The 19,730-nt window shown below is 60.1% G+C and carries 19 protein-coding genes; 9 read left to right on the forward strand and 10 right to left on the reverse strand.

The features are described 5' to 3' along the window. From KI231_RS17960 to KI231_RS17975, 4 genes are all read left to right on the forward strand, one after another. A complete protein-coding gene (locus KI231_RS17960; RefSeq protein ID WP_003224000.1) occupies positions 1-1,059 on the forward strand; it encodes an alpha-ketoacid dehydrogenase subunit beta in 1,059 nt (352 codons plus the stop codon). After that, entirely contained in the window at positions 1,060-2,337 is a 1,278-nt protein-coding gene (locus KI231_RS17965; RefSeq protein WP_212809322.1) for a dihydrolipoamide acetyltransferase family protein, read from the forward strand. 7 nt (positions 2,338-2,344) lie between these two features. Further along, positions 2,345-3,718 carry a dihydrolipoyl dehydrogenase gene (gene lpdA / locus KI231_RS17970; protein WP_212809324.1) on the forward strand — a complete coding sequence of 458 codons (1,374 nt, stop codon included), beginning with the start codon at positions 2,345-2,347 and terminating at the stop codon, positions 3,716-3,718. Positions 3,719-4,035: 317 nt separating this feature from the next. Then, complete coding sequence (locus tag KI231_RS17975; protein WP_212809326.1) at positions 4,036-5,055, forward strand: branched-chain amino acid aminotransferase; 1,020 nt, start codon at positions 4,036-4,038, stop codon at positions 5,053-5,055. Between the two features lie 53 nt (positions 5,056-5,108). Here KI231_RS17975 and KI231_RS17980 read toward each other — a convergent pair whose 3' ends face one another. After that, positions 5,109-5,987 carry a LysR substrate-binding domain-containing protein gene (locus KI231_RS17980; protein WP_212809328.1) on the reverse strand — a complete coding sequence of 293 codons (879 nt, stop codon included), beginning with the start codon at positions 5,985-5,987 and terminating at the stop codon, positions 5,109-5,111. Between the two features lie 105 nt (positions 5,988-6,092). On the opposite strand from KI231_RS17980, the gene KI231_RS17985 reads away from it, so the two are divergent. Next, positions 6,093-6,701, forward strand: coding sequence for a LysE family translocator (locus KI231_RS17985; RefSeq protein ID WP_212809330.1), 609 nt, complete (start codon positions 6,093-6,095; stop codon positions 6,699-6,701). A 19-nt stretch (positions 6,702-6,720) separates the two neighbouring features. Here the strand turns inward: KI231_RS17985 and KI231_RS17990 are convergent, their stop codons facing one another. The 3 genes from KI231_RS17990 to KI231_RS18000 form a co-directional block, all read right to left on the reverse strand. After that, a complete protein-coding gene (locus KI231_RS17990; protein ID WP_212809332.1) occupies positions 6,721-7,542 on the reverse strand; it encodes a TIGR03915 family putative DNA repair protein in 822 nt (273 codons plus the stop codon). After that, positions 7,539-8,759, reverse strand: a complete 1,221-nt coding sequence (locus tag KI231_RS17995; RefSeq protein WP_103305876.1) for a putative DNA modification/repair radical SAM protein — start codon at positions 8,757-8,759, stop codon at positions 7,539-7,541. Before KI231_RS17995 ends, KI231_RS17990 begins: the two co-directional genes overlap by 4 nt. A 106-nt stretch (positions 8,760-8,865) precedes the next feature. After that, complete coding sequence (locus KI231_RS18000) at positions 8,866-9,621, reverse strand: ArsR/SmtB family transcription factor (protein WP_212809334.1); 756 nt, start codon at positions 9,619-9,621, stop codon at positions 8,866-8,868. A gap of 79 nt (positions 9,622-9,700) precedes the next feature. On the opposite strand from KI231_RS18000, the gene KI231_RS18005 reads away from it, so the two are divergent. Further along, positions 9,701-10,810 (forward strand): cytochrome P450, encoded by a 1,110-nt coding sequence (locus tag KI231_RS18005; RefSeq protein ID WP_212809336.1) that lies wholly within the window; start codon positions 9,701-9,703, stop codon positions 10,808-10,810. A gap of 95 nt (positions 10,811-10,905) precedes the next feature. Here KI231_RS18005 and KI231_RS18010 read toward each other — a convergent pair whose 3' ends face one another. Together KI231_RS18010 and KI231_RS18015 are read right to left on the reverse strand one after the other, a co-directional pair. Next, positions 10,906-12,174, reverse strand: coding sequence for an Nramp family divalent metal transporter (locus KI231_RS18010; RefSeq protein ID WP_502937323.1), 1,269 nt, complete (start codon positions 12,172-12,174; stop codon positions 10,906-10,908). Between the two features lie 147 nt (positions 12,175-12,321). Then, the gene (locus KI231_RS18015; protein ID WP_103305872.1) at positions 12,322-12,858 is read right to left on the reverse strand and encodes a chalcone isomerase family protein; all 537 of its coding nucleotides are present in this window, start codon (positions 12,856-12,858) and stop codon (positions 12,322-12,324) included. A 148-nt stretch (positions 12,859-13,006) separates the two neighbouring features. Between KI231_RS18015 and KI231_RS18020 the strand changes: the two genes are divergently transcribed. Both KI231_RS18020 and KI231_RS18025 read left to right on the forward strand, forming a co-directional pair. Then, the gene (locus tag KI231_RS18020) at positions 13,007-13,792 is read left to right on the forward strand and encodes a hypothetical protein (RefSeq protein WP_212809340.1); all 786 of its coding nucleotides are present in this window, start codon (positions 13,007-13,009) and stop codon (positions 13,790-13,792) included. Between the two features lie 98 nt (positions 13,793-13,890). After that, positions 13,891-14,454 (forward strand): DcrB/PsbP domain-containing protein, encoded by a 564-nt coding sequence (locus KI231_RS18025; protein WP_212809342.1) that lies wholly within the window; start codon positions 13,891-13,893, stop codon positions 14,452-14,454. Here KI231_RS18025 and KI231_RS18030 read toward each other — a convergent pair. From KI231_RS18030 to KI231_RS18045, 4 genes are all read right to left on the reverse strand, one after another. After that, complete coding sequence (locus tag KI231_RS18030) at positions 14,444-15,160, reverse strand: alpha/beta hydrolase (RefSeq protein WP_212809344.1); 717 nt, start codon at positions 15,158-15,160, stop codon at positions 14,444-14,446. The genes KI231_RS18025 and KI231_RS18030 overlap by 11 nt on opposite strands. Before the next feature lie 460 nt (positions 15,161-15,620). Beyond that, positions 15,621-16,733, reverse strand: a complete 1,113-nt coding sequence (locus tag KI231_RS18035; RefSeq protein WP_212809346.1) for a succinylglutamate desuccinylase/aspartoacylase family protein — start codon at positions 16,731-16,733, stop codon at positions 15,621-15,623. A 197-nt stretch (positions 16,734-16,930) separates the two neighbouring features. After that, positions 16,931-17,710: an L-arginine-binding protein AotJ gene (gene aotJ, locus KI231_RS18040; protein WP_008082447.1), complete on the reverse strand. Its 780-nt coding sequence runs from the start codon at positions 17,708-17,710 to the stop codon at positions 16,931-16,933. 261 nt (positions 17,711-17,971) lie between these two features. Next, positions 17,972-18,400: a rhodanese-like domain-containing protein gene (locus KI231_RS18045; protein WP_212809348.1), complete on the reverse strand. Its 429-nt coding sequence runs from the start codon at positions 18,398-18,400 to the stop codon at positions 17,972-17,974. A 101-nt stretch (positions 18,401-18,501) separates the two neighbouring features. Here KI231_RS18045 and ftrA point away from each other — a divergent pair, with 101 nt between their 5' ends. Further along, on the forward strand, positions 18,502-19,476 hold the full coding sequence (gene ftrA, locus KI231_RS18050; RefSeq protein WP_212809350.1) for a transcriptional regulator FtrA: 975 nt from the start codon (positions 18,502-18,504) through the stop codon (positions 19,474-19,476). Positions 19,477-19,730 lie beyond the last annotated feature (254 nt).

Here is a 19,730-nt window from a genome sequence, read left to right on the forward strand (position 1 = left end):
ATGAACGATCACAACAACAATATTCAGTTGGAAACCGCCATGACCACGACCACCATGACCATGATCCAGGCCCTGCGCTCGGCCATGGATGTGATGCTTGAGCGTGACGACAATGTGGTGGTGTTCGGTCAGGACGTCGGTTACTTCGGCGGCGTGTTCCGTTGCACCGAAGGGCTGCAAACCAAGTACGGCACTTCGCGGGTGTTCGACGCACCGATCTCCGAGAGCGGCATCGTCGGCGTTGCCGTCGGCATGGGCGCTTATGGTCTGCGCCCGGTAGCGGAAATCCAGTTCGCCGACTACGTCTACCCTGCTTCCGACCAGATCATTTCCGAAGCCGCCCGCCTGCGTTATCGCTCGGCCGGCGAATTCACCGCTCCGATGACCCTGCGCATGCCCTGCGGTGGCGGCATCTACGGTGGCCAGACCCACAGCCAGAGCATCGAGGCGATGTTCACTCAGGTCTGTGGCCTGCGCACCGTCATGCCCTCCAACCCGTACGATGCCAAAGGCCTGCTGATCGCCTCCATCGAAAACGATGACCCGGTGATCTTTCTTGAGCCAAAACGCCTGTACAACGGCCCGTTCGACGGCCACCACGATCGCCCGGTAACCCCGTGGTCGAAACACCCGCAAGCTCAGGTTCCGGATGGTTACTACACCGTGCCGCTGGACGTCGCGGCGATCACTCGTCCGGGTAAAGACGTGACCGTGCTGACTTACGGCACCACCGTGTACGTCTCGCAAGTTGCCGCCGAAGAGTCCGGCGTCGATGCCGAAGTCATCGACCTGCGCAGCCTGTGGCCGCTGGATCTGGAAACCATCGTCAAATCGGTGAAGAAAACCGGCCGTTGCGTGGTGGTTCACGAAGCCACCCGCACCTGCGGTTTCGGCGCCGAACTGGTGTCGCTGGTGCAAGAGCATTGCTTCCATCACCTGGAAGCGCCGATCGAACGCGTCACCGGTTGGGACACCCCCTACCCGCACGCGCAAGAGTGGGCGTATTTCCCTGGGCCGTCCCGAGTGGGCGCGGCGTTGAAACGGGTCATGGAGGTCTGAATGGGCACGCACGTTATCAAGATGCCGGACATCGGCGAAGGCATCGCAGAAGTGGAACTGTCGCAGTGGCACGTCAAGGTTGGCGATCTGGTCGTGGAAGATCAGGTATTGGCGGACGTGATGACCGACAAGGCGATGGTCGATATTCCGTCGCCCGTGCACGGTAAAGTCATTGCACTCGGCGGTCAGCCGGGCGAAGTGATGGCGGTCGGCAGTGTACTGATCAGTATTGAAGTGGAAGGCGCGGGCAATCTGAAGGAGTCCGACAAACCGGCTCCAGTTGCGGCGAAAGAACCTGTTGCACCGAAAGTCGAAACCGTCGTCGAGAACAAACCTGCTCCAGCCGCCGCACCGCGTCCGGCTGCTGTTTGCCAAGGTCCGATGGTGGCTCGCGAAGCGGACGAACGCCCATTGGCCTCGCCGGCAGTGCGCAAACATGCGCTGGATCTGGGTATCCAATTGCGTCTGGTCCGTGGTTCCGGCCCGGCCGGTCGCGTGCTGCACGAAGACCTCGACGCCTATCTGGCGCAAGGTCAGTCGAATGCATCGGCACCTGCATCTGCCGCTTACGCCCAGCGCAACGATGAAGAACAGATCCAAGTGATCGGCATGCGCCGCAAGATCGCCCAACGCATGCAGGACGCCACCCAGCGTGCAGCACACTTCAGCTACGTCGAAGAAATCGACGTCACCGCGATCGAAGAACTGCGCGCGCACCTCAACGAAAAACACGGCGTCAGCCGTGGCAAGTTGACCTTGTTGCCGTTCCTCGTACGTGCATTGGTCGTTGCCCTGCGTGACTTCCCGCAAATGAACGCTCGCTACGACGATGAAGCCCAGGTCATCACCCGTCTCGGCGCGGTGCATGTTGGCGTCGCTACACAAAGCGATGTCGGCCTGATGGTGCCGGTAGTGCGTCACGCCGAGGCGCGCAGTCTGTGGGACAACGCGGCGGAGATCTCGCGTCTGGCCAATGCAGCACGCAATGGCAAGGCCAGCCGTGATGAACTGTCGGGCTCGACCATCACCCTTACCAGCCTCGGTGCACTGGGCGGCATTGTCAGCACGCCGGTGTTGAACCTGCCGGAAGTGGCGATCGTCGGCGTGAACAAAATCGTCGAACGCCCGATGGTCGTCAAAGGCCAGGTGGTGATTCGCAAGATGATGAACCTCTCCAGCTCCTTCGATCACAGGGTGGTCGACGGCATGGACGCGGCGCTGTTCATTCAGGCCATTCGCGGTTTGCTCGAACAACCCGCCACTTTGTTTGTGGAGTAAGGCACCCATGCAATCCTTGAACACCACGCTGCTGATTATCGGCGGCGGCCCCGGCGGTTACGTCACAGCTATTCGCGCCGGACAACTGGGCATTCCGACGATTCTGGTCGAAGGCCAATCGCTGGGTGGCACTTGCCTGAACATCGGCTGCATTCCGTCGAAAGCGCTGATTCATGTGGCCGAGCAGTTTCACCAGACTCAACACCACAACCAGCATTCGGCGCTGGGTATCAGTGTTTCCGCCCCTACCCTCGATATCAATAAAAGTGTCGAGTGGAAGGACGGCATTGTTGATCGCCTGACTACTGGCGTCGCCGCACTGCTGAAAAAGAACAAAGTCCAGGTCATCAATGGCTGGGCCAAAATTATCGATGGCAAAACCGTCGAAGTCGGCGACACCCGCATCCAGTGCGAGCATCTGGTGCTGGCCACCGGGTCCACCAGCGTCAACCTGCCGATCCTGCCGATTGGCGGGCCGATCATCTCCTCCACCGAAGCACTGGCACCGAAGTCGGTACCCAAACGCCTGGTGGTGGTCGGCGGTGGTTATATCGGTCTGGAGTTGGGCATTGCCTATCGCAAGCTGGGTGCCGAGGTCAGTGTGGTCGAGGCCCAGGATCGCATCCTGCCGGCCTATGACGCGGAACTGACACAACCGGTGAATGACGCGCTGAAGCAACTGGGCGTGAAGCTGTATCTCAAGCACAGCGTTTTAGGCTTCGACGGCACGTTGCAAGTGCGCGATCCGAATGGCGACACTTTGAATCTGGAAACCGATCAGGTGCTGGTGGCCGTCGGGCGCAAACCGAATACTCAAGGCTGGAACCTCGAAACGCTGAATCTTGAGATGAACGGCTCGGCAATCAAGATCGACAGCCGCTGCCAGACCAGTATGCGCAACGTCTACGCCATCGGCGACCTCTCCGGCGAGCCGATGCTGGCTCACCGTGCAATGGCTCAAGGCGAAATGGTTGCCGAGTTGATCAGCGGCAAAACCCGCGAATTCAATCCGACCGCCATTGCCGCCGTGTGCTTCACCGATCCGGAACTGGTGGTGGTCGGCAAGACTCCGGACGAGGCCAAGGCTGCCGGAGTGGACTGCATCGTTTCCAGTTTCCCCTTCGCCGCCAACGGTCGGGCGATGACCCTGGAATCGAAAAGCGGTTTCGTGCGGGTGGTCGCTCGTCGCGACAATCATCTGGTTGTCGGCTGGCAAGCGGTGGGCGTTGGGGTTTCGGAATTGTCCACGGCGTTTGCGCAAAGCCTGGAAATGGGTGCGCGACTGGAAGACATCGGCGGCACCATTCATGCGCACCCGACTTTGGGTGAGGCGGTGCAGGAAGCGGCGCTGCGTGCTTTGGGGCATGCGCTGCACCTGTGACACAAAAACCTGTGGCGAGGGAGCTTGCTCCCGCGGGGCTGCGAAGCGGCCCCAAACCCCGCCACCACCGTGCATCTGATGCACCGCAGTGTCCGGTTTTGCCAGTGCTGCGCACTGGAGCGGAAGCAAGCTCCCTCGCCACAAAAGAGCTGGGGCATGCAGGAATGATGGGGATTTAGTAAGCAAGCTAATATTTTTGCCAATCCCTCCATCGTCCGGGCTGCGAAACCGCGCAAGAATGAAGTATTGTTGTGCCCATCCAAAAAACGTCAGAAGCCTTGAACCGTTTCGACGGTTGTTCAGTGATAGAGGGTGTCATGGGTAACGAAAGCATCAATTGGGACAAGCTGGGTTTTGACTACATCAAGACCGACAAACGCTATCTGTCGTACTTTCGCGATGGCGAGTGGGACAAAGGCACCCTGACCGAAGATAACGTGCTGCACATCAGCGAAGGCTCGACTGCCCTTCACTATGGCCAGCAATGCTTCGAAGGCATGAAGGCCTATCGTTGCAAGGACGGCTCGATCAACCTGTTCCGCCCAGACCAGAACGCCCTGCGCATGCAGCGCAGCTGCGCGCGTCTGCTGATGCCGACGGTCGACACCGAGCAGTTCATCGAAGCCTGTAAAGCCGTGGTTCGTGCCAACGAGCGTTTCATTCCGCCCTACGGCACCGGCGGCGCGCTGTACCTGCGTCCGTTCGTGATCGGCGTGGGTGACAACATCGGCGTGCGCACCGCTCCCGAGTTCATCTTCTCGATCTTCTGCATTCCGGTCGGCGCCTACTTCAAGGGTGGCCTGACTCCGCACAACTTCCAGATTTCCAGCTACGACCGCGCGGCCCCACAAGGCACCGGCGCAGCCAAGGTCGGTGGCAACTACGCCGCCAGCCTGATGCCGGGCTCGAAAGCGAAAAAAGCCAACTTCGCCGACGCGATCTATCTCGATCCGATGACCCACACCAAAATCGAGGAAGTGGGTTCGGCCAACTTCTTCGGGATCACCCACGACAACAAGTTCGTCACCCCGAAATCGCCGTCGGTACTGCCGGGTATCACCCGTCTGTCGCTGATTGAACTGGCGAAATCACGTCTGGGCCTGGAAGTGGTTGAAGGCGACGTGCTGATCGACAAACTGTCGGACTTCAAGGAAGCCGGCGCCTGCGGTACCGCTGCGGTCATCACCCCGATCGGCGGTATCAGCTACAACGATCACCTGCACGTTTTCCACAGCGAAACTGAAGTCGGCCCTGTTACCCAGAAGCTCTACAAAGAGCTGACTGGCGTGCAGACCGGCGACATCGAAGCGCCAGCGGGCTGGATCGTCAAGGTTTGATCTGACGACTGCTGATGCATAAAGCCCCCATCGAGTGATCGCTGGGGGCTTTTTCATGGCCGCTGTTTGTGCAACCACTCGATGAACACGGTGCTGTACGCAGACGCTTGCGGCGCCACACCGTAGTAATAGCGCGGCAGTGGCATGCGCAAGTCCGGCAACGGGCAGATCAACCGACCGCTCGACAAATGCGTGCCAAGCAATGTGGTCGGACACAGCGCCAGCCCCTCGCCCGCCACCGCCGCCTCCAGCACCCGGTGCATGTAATCGAATTGCCGGATCACCTGCGTGGTGCTTTGACTTTGCCCGAAGTGCATGGCCCAGTGGTGCCAGTCCTCGCGACGCGCCCTGACGGTCAACAAGGTATGTGCGCTGAGGCCTGCGAGGTTCGCCAGCGGCAGTCGCTCAATCAATCCAGGCGCCGCGACCAGAACCAACTCATCCTCGAACAATGCGTGCGCCTCGAGCGCCGGCGCCCAGTCGTCGCGGCCACGACGGATGACAATGTCGAAATCATCGCGGGCCGGATCCGGCGATTGCGTCTGCGTGACGACCTGGGCGTCGATATGCGGATGCTGCGCCGCGAAGTCCGCCAACCGAGGCGTCAGCCATAACAGCGCGAAGGACGGCCGGACATTGATCTTGATCGTCGGTCGCGCCGCCTGCTGTTTCAATTCGGCAGCGGCGTCAGCAATCTGCGCCAGACCAGCGCTGACTTGCTGATAAAAAAGCTGACCGGCCGGCGTCAGCAGCGACTGCCTGACACGCCGTTCAAACAGCAGAACACCCAAGTGTTCTTCCAGCAGTTTGACGTGGCGGCTGACCGCACTGTGACTGACATGCAGTTCTTCGGCCGCCAGACTGAAGCTCTGGTGACGCGCGGCCACAGCGAAGGCACGAACCGCGTTTAGCGGGGGAAGTGGATTTTTCATGCGTCTAATTTAGTTACATGTAGGCTGCATTTAAAGCGTTTGTCAGCATTTTGTCGTCACGCCAATCTGCCTGCACGCAGACATGCGATTCGACGGAGCACCACCATGCACAGCTACGGACTCTTTGTCCTGTTCGCCACCCTGACCATCCTAAGCCCCGGTCCGGGTGTGATCCTGACGCTTTCCAATGCCGTGCGCCTGGGCTGGACCGGCGCAGTGCCGGGGATTCTGGGGATCGCCTCGGGAGCTTTTGTGGTTGCTGCTCTCAGTGCCACCAGCCTCGGCCTGATCCTCAGCGCCTCGGCGACGGCCTTCAGTGTGCTGAAATACGCTGGGGCTGCTTACCTGTTGTACCTCGGTTTCAAGAGCTGGCGTTCGGACCGTTTCCGTACCCTGCAAGCGGTTCGCCCTTCTCGTGCGGGCTACCGCTTTCTGGAAGCAGCGTCTTTGCAGTTTCTCAATCCCAAAGCCATCTTCTTCTTTCTGGCGGTGTTCCCGCAGTTCATCGACACGGAACAGGCCTTTTACCCGCAATTCTTCAAACTGGTGACTTCTTACGCGGTACTGGTGATTGTGGTGCATGGCAGCTACGCCCTGCTTGCCAATGCCGCCAAAGGTTGGCTGTCGAGCCCGAAAGGATCGTGGCTCGCGGCGAAAGTCTCGGGCGTGACCTTTGCCGGTTTTGGTCTGCTGATGGCTTCGGCAACTCGCTGAGCTGACGACTGCATCCAGGCTATTTCAATGCGATGCGCTTGCCCGCTCGCGAGGCGATTCCGCTGGCCTGCCCGTTCTGTTGCTTGCCCATCCGCGCCTGGGTGATCAATCCGGGAATCAACTCGCCCTCCGGCAGGTTCTTCCAGAACCGCACCGGCAGATGCCCCTGCATGACCTTCGGGTTCAACCGCGCCGGGTTGAAGATGTGGCTGTAATAGGTCAACCACAATTCGCCGTGGGGATCGTCGACGTTCTGCGCCATTTGCTGCCATTCAACCGGGCATTGGCGCTGATGAATCAGTTGTTCGCCATCGTAGTAAACGCCATCGCGTGGTGTCGCAATCAGCCAGCGGTGCCGTCCCATACGTGCAACGAAATGCGCACTGGCGCTGTGCAGAATGTCGTGAGCAGGTTCGTGCCAGGCGACATATTGTGGGCCTGGTAAATCTTTCGGGCGTTCGATGAAACGCACGAACGCATGCAAATGATGGGCTTCACGGCTCACTTGCTTGATCCGTCTCTGCAACTCGCTACCAAGTTTGTCACCGGCCATCATTGCCGTACGATCACCGTGGCTGACTCGCCATAGCACTTCATACAGCAGGCTCCAGCGTTGATCGCCCCGGTATTGCGCGGCCTGTTCCAGTGTGTCGAGCAGCGTACGCGGAATCCGTGCCTGAAATGGCCCCTGGCCCTCAGGCACGTGATCATCACTGGCAAACAGATCGGCCACGCCTTCCGAGGCCCAACTCACCACGCTCGGATCGATTTCATGACTGAGCAGCCAGCGCGCCTGCTGGCGCCAGGTGTCGAACAGATCATCGCAATCGAGATTGATCATCCCCACAACCCCATCTGCTGCGGCATTGGCCGGTCGCGCAATTGCTGATAGAGCAAGTGACTGGTGACCTCGCCCTGCTGCGGGTGGTAATCGCTGGTGATCATGAACGGCTTGGCCTTGGCCAGCACACAGCGCATTCGCGCCACATCCTCGTAGCGGATCCGCCGCTGGCGACGCAACTCCACCAGCCGCTCGGTGGTGCGCAGGCCAATGCCGGGAATGCGTGCGATCAACGCAGGCTCGGCACGGTTCAGGTCCAGTGGGAACACCTCGCGGTTCTGCAACGCCCACGCCAGTTTCGGATCGATGTCCAACGCCAGATTACCCGGCCCGTCGAGCAACTCCCCGGCGCTGTAGCCATAGCTGCGCAAGAGAAAATCGGCCTGATACAAGCGATGCTCGCGCATCAATGGCGGCGCGGCCAGCGGCACGCTTTTCGGGCTGTCGGGGATCGGACTGAACGCCGAGTAATAAACCCGGCGCAGCCGGAAGTTGCCGTATAGGGCCTGAGCGCCGTGAAGAATTGTGCTGTCGTCCGTGTCATCGGCGCCGACAATCAACTGCGTGCTTTGCCCCGCCGGAGCAAATTTTGGCGCGCGAGGTTCGTTGAGCACGGTTTGCTCACCGGTGTAGATGGTTTGCATCGCCTGCTTGATCGAGCCGATGTTTTTCTCCGGCGCCAGGGTTTGCAGGCTGGCATCGGTGGGCAATTCGATATTGACGCTCAACCGATCAGCGTAGCGCCCGGCCTCGGCGATCAGCGCTGGGTCGGCATCGGGAATGGTCTTGAGATGAATGTACCCGCGAAATTCGTGCTCTTCACGCAGCAGCTTTGCCACGCGGACAAGCTGCTCCATGGTGTAGTCCGCCGAGCGGATGATGCCGGAACTGAGAAACAGCCCGCTGACGCAGTTGCGCCGGTAGAAATCCATGGTCAGCGCCACGACTTCTTCGGGCGTGAAGCGAGCACGCGGTACATCGCTGGAACGGCGATTGACGCAGTATTGGCAGTCGTAGAGACAGAAATTGGTCAGCAGAATTTTCAACAGCGAGACACAGCGCCCGTCCGGCGTGTAGCTGTGGCAAATGCCCATGCCATCGGTCGAGCCCAGGCCGCTCTTGCCTTCGGAACTGCGCTTGGGCGCACCGCTGCTCGCGCAGGAGGCGTCGTACTTGGCGGCGTCGGCGAGGATGCTGAGCTTGTCGATGATTTGCATGGCTACGACTCAATACTGGTTATGCGTACAGTATCGAGTCTGATGAGTGAGTTCAAGGTGCAAGACCAGATCAAAAGATCACAGCCTTCAGCAGCACCTACACGATTCAGGTATATGCAGTCCCTGCAGCAGCTGCCGCAGGTTGCGATCTTTTGATCTTCGCCTCGACCGGCAACTCGACACCGAATCGCGTGCGGATTTCCCTGCGCCCCACCGCCGTCAGCGCCAACGCCCGACTGTCCAGATCCTGTGTCAGCCATTTGCGCTTCAACGCCATCTGCAACACCGCAGCCCCCAGCGAACCCCCGAGATGCGGCCGGCGCATGCTCCAGTCCAGACATGGGCAGGCGAATTTGCGACGCATCGTCGACAGGTCGCCGACCTCAATACCCAACCCGGCAAATAACCCTATGCCACTGGCGCTCAAGCGGTACGCCTGCTCATCGGTTGCCACCAGCCACCCCGCGTCAATAAAGCGGTCATGCAGCAGCACCGCCAGCGTCCCGGCCATGTGGTCGTAACAGGTGCGAGCAAATTGCAGGCGATCCGGCGTGTGCGGCTTGAAGGCCGGCGTGGCGTTCTGGCCGATCACCATCAACGCTTCCAGCGCTTGGGCGACACGTTTGTCGGCCAAGCTGTAATAACGGTGGCGACCCTGGACATGCAGACGCACCAGCGCCAGCTCCTTGAGTTTGGCCAAGTGTGCGCTGGCGGTGGACGCGCCAACTTCAGCGATGGCCGCCAACTCGGTGGCAGTGCGGGCGTGGCCGTCCATCAACGAGCAGAGGATTTTCGTGCGCGCCGGCTCGGCGATGGCGGCGGCCACCTGCGAGACGCCGATGTCTTGATGTTCTGCATGCATGGTTCGCTCCCGGACGAATCATCGCCGTTAAGGAGTGGAGATAGTAGCAACACTTTTCCCCACGACAAGGCTGCGAACCATGGACCCGATCATCGCTGCGACTCATGCCGATCCCTATCCCTACTACGCCTCACTGCGCGCCGAAGGTGGGCTGACGTTTCATCCTGGCCTGAAATTGTGGGTCGCCAGCAGCGCTCGCGCGGTTTGCGCCGTACTGGCGCATGCCGAGTGCCGGGTGCGTCCGGCGCTGGAACCCGTGCCCAAAGCGATCGTCGAGGGCATGGCCGGCAATGTCTTCGGCCAGTTAATGCGGATGAACGACGGCGAACGCCAGCGCTGCCCGCGTTCGGCCTTCGAGCCTGCTTTGGAGTGGATCGATCACGACGAGGTCCGCGCAAGAGTGAGCGCACGCCTGATCAGCACAGACGCCGACGGGCTCTACAAAGCCATGTTCCGTGGCCCGGTGTGCGTGGTCGCGGCATTACTCGGCTTCAGCCCGGCGCAGGGTCGGGCAATCAGTGACCTGACTGCCGACTTCGCCGCCTGTCTGTCGCCGTTGAGCAATGACCTGCAACTGGCGGCGGCCCACCGCGCGGCGGAACAGCTGCGGGGTTACTTCATCGAGTTGCTGGCCGAATCTGAAGGGAACAGCGCTTTGCTTGCGCGAATCCGGCAGCGTTTCAATGGCGATGAAGAAACCCTGATCGCCAACCTGATCGGCCTCTGCTCGCAGACGTTTGAAGCCACCGCCGGACTGATCGGCAATGCGCTGGTGGCGTTGCGGCGCAATCCTCAGCTATGCACTTACCCCGTCGAAGCCCTGCTGAGCGAAGTCCAGCGCTTCGACCCTTCAGTACAGAACACCCGGCGCTTTGTCGCGGCATCCTGCGAAATCGATGGCGTGCGCATGGAGGCTGGCGCTGTGATTCTGGTGCTGTTGGCCTCGGCCAATCGCGATCCGGCGCTGAACGAAAACCCTGACCTGTTTCTGCCGGATCGAGCAAACCGCCGCAGTTTCAGTTTTGGCAGCGGTCGGCATCAGTGTCCGGGGCAAACGTTGGCGATGGGCATTGCCAGTGCGACGCTCAGGCAGATTCTCGATCATGGCGTGGAACTGGATCGCCTGAGCTGGCATTACCGGCCTTCGCTCAATGGGCGTATTCCATTGTTCGGTTCTGTCGGCGCCTGAACGGACGTCTGCGCGAGCAAGCTGGGCATTGCATTCCAGAAGTGGGAGTGGGCTTGCTCACGAAGACGTAAGGTCAGTCACCACACAATTGACGGTCAGACCGCCAATTGCAGAATCAACCAGCTATTGGCCCCGCTGATCAGCACAAATAACCCCCACGCCAGCACCCGGGTCGGCCAGCGGTTCACAAACGGCCCCATGAGCTGCTTGTCATTGGTCATGCGGATCAAGGGGTACAAGGCAAACGGCAGTTGCAGGCTCAACACCACCTGGCTCATCACCAGCAACTTGCCCACCGCGTTATCGCCCATCAGCCACACACCGATAAACGCCGGGATCAACGCCAGGCCTCGGGTGATCAGACGCCGTTGCCAGCAGGGAATCCGCAGGTTCAGATAGCCCTCCATGATCACCTGCCCGGCAATGGTGCCGGTGAAGGTCGAACTCTGGCCGGACGCGAGCAGCGCCACGCCAAACAACACACTGGCGAGCGCGCCGCCAACCAACGGATCGAGCAAGTGATAGGCATCCTGAATGTCCACCACGTCGGTGTGCCCGGACTGGTGAAACGCCGCCGCGGCGAGAATCAGGATCGCCGCGTTGACCAGCAGCGCCAGCGCCAGCGAGCCAATCGTGTCGATGCGTGCCAGTTTTACCGCGTCCTGTTTGCTCGCCAGATCCTTGCCGATCATCCGCGTCTGCACGATGGAGGTATGCAGATAGAGGTTATGCGGCATCACCGTGGCGCCGAGAATGCCGATCGCCAGATACAACGGCGCTGCATCGCTGATGGCCGCGAGTGACGGTTTGAAACCTTGGGCGACGTCCGGCCAGTACGGTTTGATCAGCACCAACTCGACGAAGAAACACACACCAATGGTGGCGACCAGCACCAGCATGATCGCTTCCAGTCGGCGGAATCCACGGTTCTGCAAGGCCAGGACCAACAGCGTATCGAACGCGGTCAGGGCAATGCCGAAGGTCAGCGAACAACCGAGCAGCAAATGAAACGCCAGCGCGCAGCCGAGGACTTCGGCGAGGTCGGTGGCGATGATCGAGATCTCCGCCAACACCCATTGCAGGCGCGCCGTCGGCGTGCTGTAGCGCTCGCGGGACAATTGCGCCAGATCGCGCCCGGTGGCGATACCCAGCCGCGAACACAGGCACTGCACGACCATGCCCGCCAGACTCGCCAGCAACACCACGAACAGCAGGCTGTAGCCAAAGCGCGATCCGGCTTCGATGGCCGTCGCCCAGTTGCCCGGATCCATATAGCCGATCGACACCAGCAAACCGGGGCCGGCGAAGCGCAGCACCCGCTTGAAAAACGCGGCATTGGGATCAACCGTGACGCTGCCGGCCACTTCCGGCGGGCAAAACGGCGCGGTGGCGATTTTGGGCAAACTGAATTTCACGCACACATCCAGAAACAAGTCGAAAGACGCAGCTTAGACGTTTCGGGCTGCGCCATGAAGAGCAAAAGATCGCAGCCTTCGGCAGCTCCTACCGATTTACCGAGTCATCCCCAGCAACTGCTGACGCAGCTCGGGGCTGCGCGTTCGCGGATCCAGCCAGATATCAAAAAATGCCCGGGCAAACTGCGGATCATCAATCTCATGTTGCAACTGCTGCCCGACAAAAAACCGCGCGCCCTGCCCCGGCAGATAAACCCCGGTAATGCGCGTGCCGGCCTGTACATCGACAAACGACTGCTGCATCTGCATCTGCCAGCCTGCAAGTTGCGCGGCGCTGATGTTGCTGCCAGCCAGACGTTTGATTTCATCGACGCTGGCTTTCACCAGGTCGTCGCGAGAGATGGTGCGGCGGTAGATCAGTTCCAGAGCAAACGGTTGGTCCGGCGCCAACGGTCGCGCGGCGCTCCACAAGCGAGCGTTGTACACATCAAAACCCCATACGCTGAAGTCGCCGGTGCCAATAATCTGCGCGCCCGGCACCGCGTCCTGCCAATTGGCCCAGGTCGGGGTCAGCAGCAAAGCCCACAAACCGATGCCGCAGCATCCACGCAACACCTTTGGTGTTCTGTTCATCGCGGCATCGACTCCGGCAAAACCCTGATAATCAGAGCATAGCCACGAATCGCCAACGCAACTTTGTATACAGTTTCTGTATAACAATGCAGCAATCCATCAGCGCCAATGCTAACGTGGCCCACTCTCACCCGACGGAGACACCTGCGTGCTGATCCTCAAACTGCTGCTGATTCCCGGTTTTCTGCTGCTGATTTCGCTGGCCGGCAAGCGTTGGGGGCCGAGCGTGGCCGGGTGGCTGTCGGGCTTGCCGGTGGTGGTCGGGCCGATTCTGTTTTTCCTCGCCATTGAACAAGGGCCGCAGTTTGCCGCGCATTCAGCGGTGGCTGCGTTGTCGGCGATGTTCGCGATGATTGCCTTCTGCATCACCTACGCGCAGGTCGCCCAACGGGCGAACTGGCCGTTAGCGCTGACGGTGTCGCTGTCGGTGTGGGCCGTGATTGCTTGGGTGTTGTCGCTGATCCCGGCGTCACTACCGTTTTCAGTGGCAGCGGCGGCGGTTGCGTTGTTGGCATCGCCGTACCTGTTTCCTACGGTGCAACCGATGCTCAACGGCCCGGCGCCGAAGTCGGACAAACTGATCTGGCGGATGATCGCCGGCGCCGCGTTGACCCTTGTGGTGACGATGCTGGCCAGCACCGTCGGCGAACGCTGGAGCGGGCTGTTGGCAGTGTTTCCGGTGCTGGGCAGTGTCATGGCGGTGTTTTCCCAGCAGACGCGCGGCCCAGCGTTTACTGCGGCATTGTTACGGGCGACGGCGACCGGTATGTACTCGTTTTCGGCATTTTGCCTGGTCTCGGCGCTGACCTTGCCGAGCCTGGGTCTGAGTGGCTTTGCCATTGGCGTGGCCGTATCGGTGGCCATGCTTGGCGTGACGCGCAAGTTGCTGGCCAAACCGGCGCCGGTGAGATCGACGCGAACGTCTGACGCCTGAAACGCTTCTATCAATAAGTCCGGACGAGCCGGGCTGGAGTGCCAAGGCGCTGCGTGGGATGATCGCCCGCCTGGCACGACCACTTCCCGGAGATTCGAATGACATTGTTGAGCAAAAAAGCCGTCGTCCTGTTGCTGGCGGCAGTCGCCGGCCTCGGCGCCATCAACGCTCAAGCCGCCAAGGCCAAGGAAAAAGCCGCCACCGAGAAGGTCTCGATGCTCAATGGCAAATTCACCTTCACGCTGCCAAAAGGCTTCGTTGCCGATCCGCTGCCGGCCAGTTCGACGGGCGCCAAGGGCACGATGTACACCAACCAGGCGACCAAAACCGTGGTGATTGCCGCCGAAAACCAGATTCCCGATGGCAACAACGTCAAGGACAACGACAGTGAGTTCCTCGACGGCACCGTCGCTGATTTCATTGATGCCCAGCGCAAGGCGCTGCCGGACTTCAACAAGCTCAGCGAAAAAAGCCTGACCCAGAAAGGCACCGGCCTGGGTCTGCGTCAGGTCGACAGCACCGCCACTCAGGGCGGCGGGCAGACGCTCAACACGACGTTGATGGCCGGCTCCGGTACGCGTATGGCGCTGGTCCAGGTGATTTCCCGGGTCAGTGACAAGAAAGGTCACGACGCACTGGTGAAAACCATCCTCAAGGATTGAGCTGCTGCAACCAAGCGTTCAAGTCGCGCAGTTCGGCCGCACTGATGCTGTGGCCGACGCCGGGATAGGCGTGAAACTGCGGTTTATAGGCGAGTTTCTGCAACAGTTCGTTGGCCGCTGTGCCGTCGTGGTACGGCACACGATCATCGGCGGTGCCGTGACCGATGAAGATGCTCAGTGGCAGCGGTGGTTGCGCGGTCTTCAGTTCCGCTTTCAACACTGGCAATAAACGCCCGCTCAACGCCGCGATACCGCCCACGACCACGGGCGGCCGCAGCCCCACCTCGTAGGTCATCATCGCGCCTTGGCTGAAGCCGATCAGGTACACCTTGTCCGGTGCGGCGCGATACTTCTTCGCCGCTTGCACGACAAAGTCCCGTAGCTTTTGGCCGCTGGCCTTCAGATCATCGGTTTCGCCGTTGTAGGCACCTTCGCCTTTCTTGCGAAACCATTGGAAACGCCCTTCGCCCAATGCCAACGGTGCCTGCACCGACAGGTAGTTGTATTGCGCCGGCAACTGGAATTTCATGCCGATCAGATCGGCCTCATTGCTGCCGTAACCATGCAGGAAAATCACCAGCGGACGCGGATCGGCGTCGGCGTGGACCTGTTCGATGTACTTGAGTGGCAGATCGGATTGCAGGGTGGTTTGAGCATGGACGGCGCTGGACGCCAGGAGGGTCAACAGGGCAAAGACCTTCAACATAGAGCCTTCCTTTCACAGAGTGTCGGGTTCGGGGGGGAGCCTAACATCCCGGGTCAAGGATCCAAATTCTGTGGCGTTGTCCAAACCGCCATCGCTGGCAAGCCAGCTCCCACAGGATTTGTGTGAATCCAATATGTGTGAACACCTCCAATCACTGTGGGAGCTGGCTGTCAGCTCACAACAAATTTTGTGTAAATCCAATAGTTGTAAACACCCTCAACCACTGTGGGAGCTGGCTGTCAGCTCACAATAAATTTGTGTAAATCCAATAGTTGTAAACACCCTCAACCACTGTGGGAGCTGGCTTGCCAGCGATGAGGCCATCAAATCCAATGAAGGGCTATGAATTGGTTGTTGTTGATGGCCCCTTCGCGAGCAGGCTCACTCCTACATTTGGAATGCGTTCCCCTGTAGGAATGAGCCTGCTCGCGATGAGGCCTTTAGATGCGACGAAAATCCGTCAGTCGTTAGTCAGTTTTCCCGTACGAAACGGCACCCGCCCCGCCACTTTCGCCTGCCAGATTCCCGGTTCGGTGTAACGCCCGCGATCAATCGCGAACAACACGCCACTGGTCCCTGCACGCACAGTGCTCACGCGGTCCTGCAGCGGATCAACCACTTCAAACAACGCATCGCCCTCCTCCACCCACTCGCCCGCGCTGCGCAGGAAACTCACCACGCCATGGTGCGGCGCAAACAGGTATTCGGTGCCCGCAAACGGCATCCCTTCGCAGCACTCGCTCGGCGCCGTCGGCCATTCGCCGCTGATGAAACCCTGTTCCGCCAGAAAACCCAGAATCGCCTCGCAGTTGGCTTGAGCCTGATCGACCCGGGTGTCGCCCATACTGCCCAGCTCCAGCGTGGTGGCGAGGTTTGCCGCTGGAATCGCCGCATTCGGGAATGCTCGCGCCAGACGCAACCACGGCGTCGAGCAGGATTCATCGAACGAGCTGCCGCCGGAGTCTTCACACAGCAGCGCCACGCCAGCCTTCAGCCGCGCCGCCAGGGATTGCCACTGCGGCCAATGTTGCGGCAACGCATACAGGTGAATCGCCGCCTCGAAATCGCAATGCAGATCGAGGGTGATGTCGGCGTCGCAGGCATGACGCAGCAGCAAACGATGCAGTGCCTCCAGTTGCGACGCCGCTGGCGGCAGTTCATCGAAAACCTGGCCCATGGCCTGGCGGATCAGGGCGATGTTGGCTTCGGCATCAGCGCCCAATTGATCGCCGATCAATGCCGCCACCGGTGCGCTGAGTTCAACGAAAGCGCGGTTGAAATTCTTGCCGCTGCCCAACTCGAAGCGGCCCATGTGATTGCCTTGCAGATGCTGGTCGAGCCCGATCGGGTTGGCGACCGGCACCAGTTCGATCACGCCTTGCAAGCGGCCCTGCGCTTCTAGTTCGTTGAGGCGTTGCTTGAGTTCCCATGCGGTGCGCATGCCCGGCAGTTCATCGGCATGCAGGCTGGCCTGGATGTACACCTTGCGAGTGCCCGCGCCATAGCGGAACACGCTGAGTGAGCGTTCGCTGCCCAAGTGGCTCCAGGGCAGAACGTGGTCGATGCGTTGCATGGGTAACTCCTCAATATCTGGATCACAAAGATCCCCTGTAGGAGTGAGCCTGCTCGCGATAGCGGTTTAACATTCAACATCATCGTCGTCTGATACTCCGCTATCGCGAGCAGGCTCACTCCTACAAAGGTCTCACCACAATTAGAGCGCAAAAAAAGTGGCCACCGCGCTAACAGGGCCACTTTTTTTACGGCGTATTAATGGCCGTACACGTCAAAGTCAAAGTACTTGTCTTGCACTTGTTTGTACTTGCCGTTGGCGCGGATTTCGGTGATGGCCTTGTTGAATTGCTCAGCCAGCGCGGTATCGCCCTTGCGCACTGCAATGCCGGCGCCGCCGCCGAAGTATTTGGCGTCTTCATAGGTTGGGCCAACGAATTCGAAGCCTTTGCCAGCGTCGGTTTTCAGGAAGCCGTCACTGAGGTTGACCGAGTCGGCCAGCATCGCGTCGAGACGACCAGAGGTCATGTCGAGGTTGGCTTCCTGCTGCGAGCCGTAACGAACCAGATCGATCCCGGCCGGCACCAGCACTTCGGTGGCGAAACGGTCGTGGGTACTGGCACGCAGCACGCCGACTTTCTTGCCTTTGAGCTGGGTCAGCGGGTCAGTGATGTTGGAGCCGGCCTTCATCACGAAGCGCGCCGGGGTGTGGTAGTACTTGATGGTGAAGTCGACGTTTTTCTTGCGGTCGTCGGTGATGGTCATCGAGGACAGGATGGCGTCGATTTTCTTCACTTTCAGCGCCGGGATCAGGCCATCGAATTCCTGCTCGACCCAAGTACATTTGACTTTCATCTGCTCACACAACGCATCGCCGATGTCCACGTCAAAACCGGCCAGTTTGCCGTCCGGGGTTTTCATCGAGAATGGCGGGTAACCGGCTTCGATACCGATGCGGATCGGCTTGGCGTCTTCGGCCACAGCGGTCAGGGACAACATCGACAGTGCCAGGGCACCGAACATCACTAGCTTCTTCATTTATTACTCCTGTGTGCGGAGGCTTTTATTGGCAGCTTTCGATTCAGCGTTCGGTCATGGCCAATTGGCTATAAAAACCGAAGTGGCCGGCAGTCTATGGCGGCGCGCACAGGGTAAATTGTGTTTAAGCGACAAATACTTACGAAAGATCGGCGCACCGATTGACCGGGGTCAACGGTGCGCCGTTGTGGTGCAAAGGCTGTAGGACAGAACCTTATTTCGCGCAGGAAATCTGCGATGAGTACCCTTTGTGGCGAGGGATCAGCATTCACAGCCGATTGCGGTTTTGCCGACTGGCTCAACACTCAGTTGAAAGCCTTCATCAAGCCATCCGGTAACGCCGCCGATCATCTCCTTGACCGGGTAACCCAGCGCCGCCAGTTTCACCGCCGCCTTGTTCGCGCAGTTGCAGTGCGGGCCGGCGCAATAGACCACGAACAGCGTGGTTTTCGGATAGCCCGCCAGTTCCGCCGCCGTCAGCAGCCGGTTCGGGATATTGATCGCGCCCGGCACATGCCCGCGCTCAAAAGCTAGCGGGCCGCGCACGTCGACCAGAACAAAATCAATCTCGCCAGCCTCTTGGCTGCTGAACACGTCGGAACAATCGGTTTCGAAGGTCAGACGATTGCTGAAGTGCATCAGGGCGATCGCCGACGGAGCGGCAGGGATCTCGCGAACGAGGCTTGTCATGGGTGTTGCTCCTTTGTCTGTAGGGGGGTGAACAGACTTTATCGAGCGACCGCTTGCAGCTAAAGTGGCGCACAAGACACTCACCGGGAATTTTCCGCCAAATGCCGACATCACCAGGTCTCGTCGCAATTCTGGCCTACGACGGCCTCTGTACTTTCGAGTTCGGCATAGCCGTGGAGATCTTCGGCCTGGCCCGGCCGGAGTTCGATTTCCCGTGGTACACCCACGCCATTGCGGCGGTCGATCAAGGCCCGATGCGTGCCTTGGGTGGCATTCAGGTATTGGCTGATGGCGGTCTGGAACTGCTCGCCGAGGCGCGCACCATCATCATTCCCGGCTGGCGCGATCGAAATGCAGAAGTGCCACAAGCGCTGCTCGATGCTCTGCGTCAGGCCCATGCCCGTGGCGCACGGTTGTTGTCGATCTGCTCGGGTGTGTTTGTACTGGCCGCCAGCGGCCTGCTCGACGGCCACGGCGCCACCACCCATTGGCGCTACGCCACGGAACTGGCGCAGCGCTTTCCGGCGATTGCGGTCGATCCGGATGTGCTTTACGTCGACGCTGGCCAGTTGATCACTTCGGCGGGCAGCGCAGCCGGCATCGACGCCTGCCTGCATCTGGTGGCGCGGGACTTCGGCACTCAGGTGGCCAACTCGGTGGCGCGGCGACTGGTGATGTCGCCGCAGCGTACCGGCGGGCAGGCGCAATTTATTCCGACGCCGGTCAGCCCGACGCCGCGCAACGATCTGTCTCGGGTGATGCAGTGGGCGCGCGAGCGTTTGCATGAACCGCTGGAAGTGCGCGATCTGGCCAGTGAAGCGGCGATGAGCGAACGTACGTTTTTGCGGCGCTTTACCGAGGCCAGTGGCCAGTCGCCCAAGGCGTGGCTGCAGCATGAACGGCTGGCGCGGGCGCGGGAGTTGCTTGAGAGCACGGATCAGCACACCGAACAGATTGCCGAGCGCTGCGGGTATCGCTCGGTGGAGAGTTTTCGCGTGGCGTTTCGCGGGGTGGTGGGGGTGCCGCCGTCGGTGTATCGGGAGCGGTTTGGGCGTGGGGTGAAGGTCAGTTCTTGAGTGAGTTTTGAAGGCCCCATCGCGAGCAGGCTCGCTCCTACATTTTGGAATGCATTGCCCCTGTGGTAGCGAGCTTGCTCGCGAAGGCGTCAGGAAAAACGCAGCATCATTTAGACATCAGCCATGAGGCTACAGCGCCTTGCGCCTTTGCCTACAACTACGCCAGAATCCGCCGGCTTGTGCGGCTTGAGGGGTGCCGGTAACTTGGTTCGCGTCGCTGAATGTTCAGTGATCGGGTTTAGTCGCTCGGTAAT

Origin of the sequence: Pseudomonas sp. Seg1 (genome assembly GCF_018326005.1) — a bacterium.
GTDB lineage: Bacteria > Pseudomonadota > Gammaproteobacteria > Pseudomonadales > Pseudomonadaceae > Aquipseudomonas.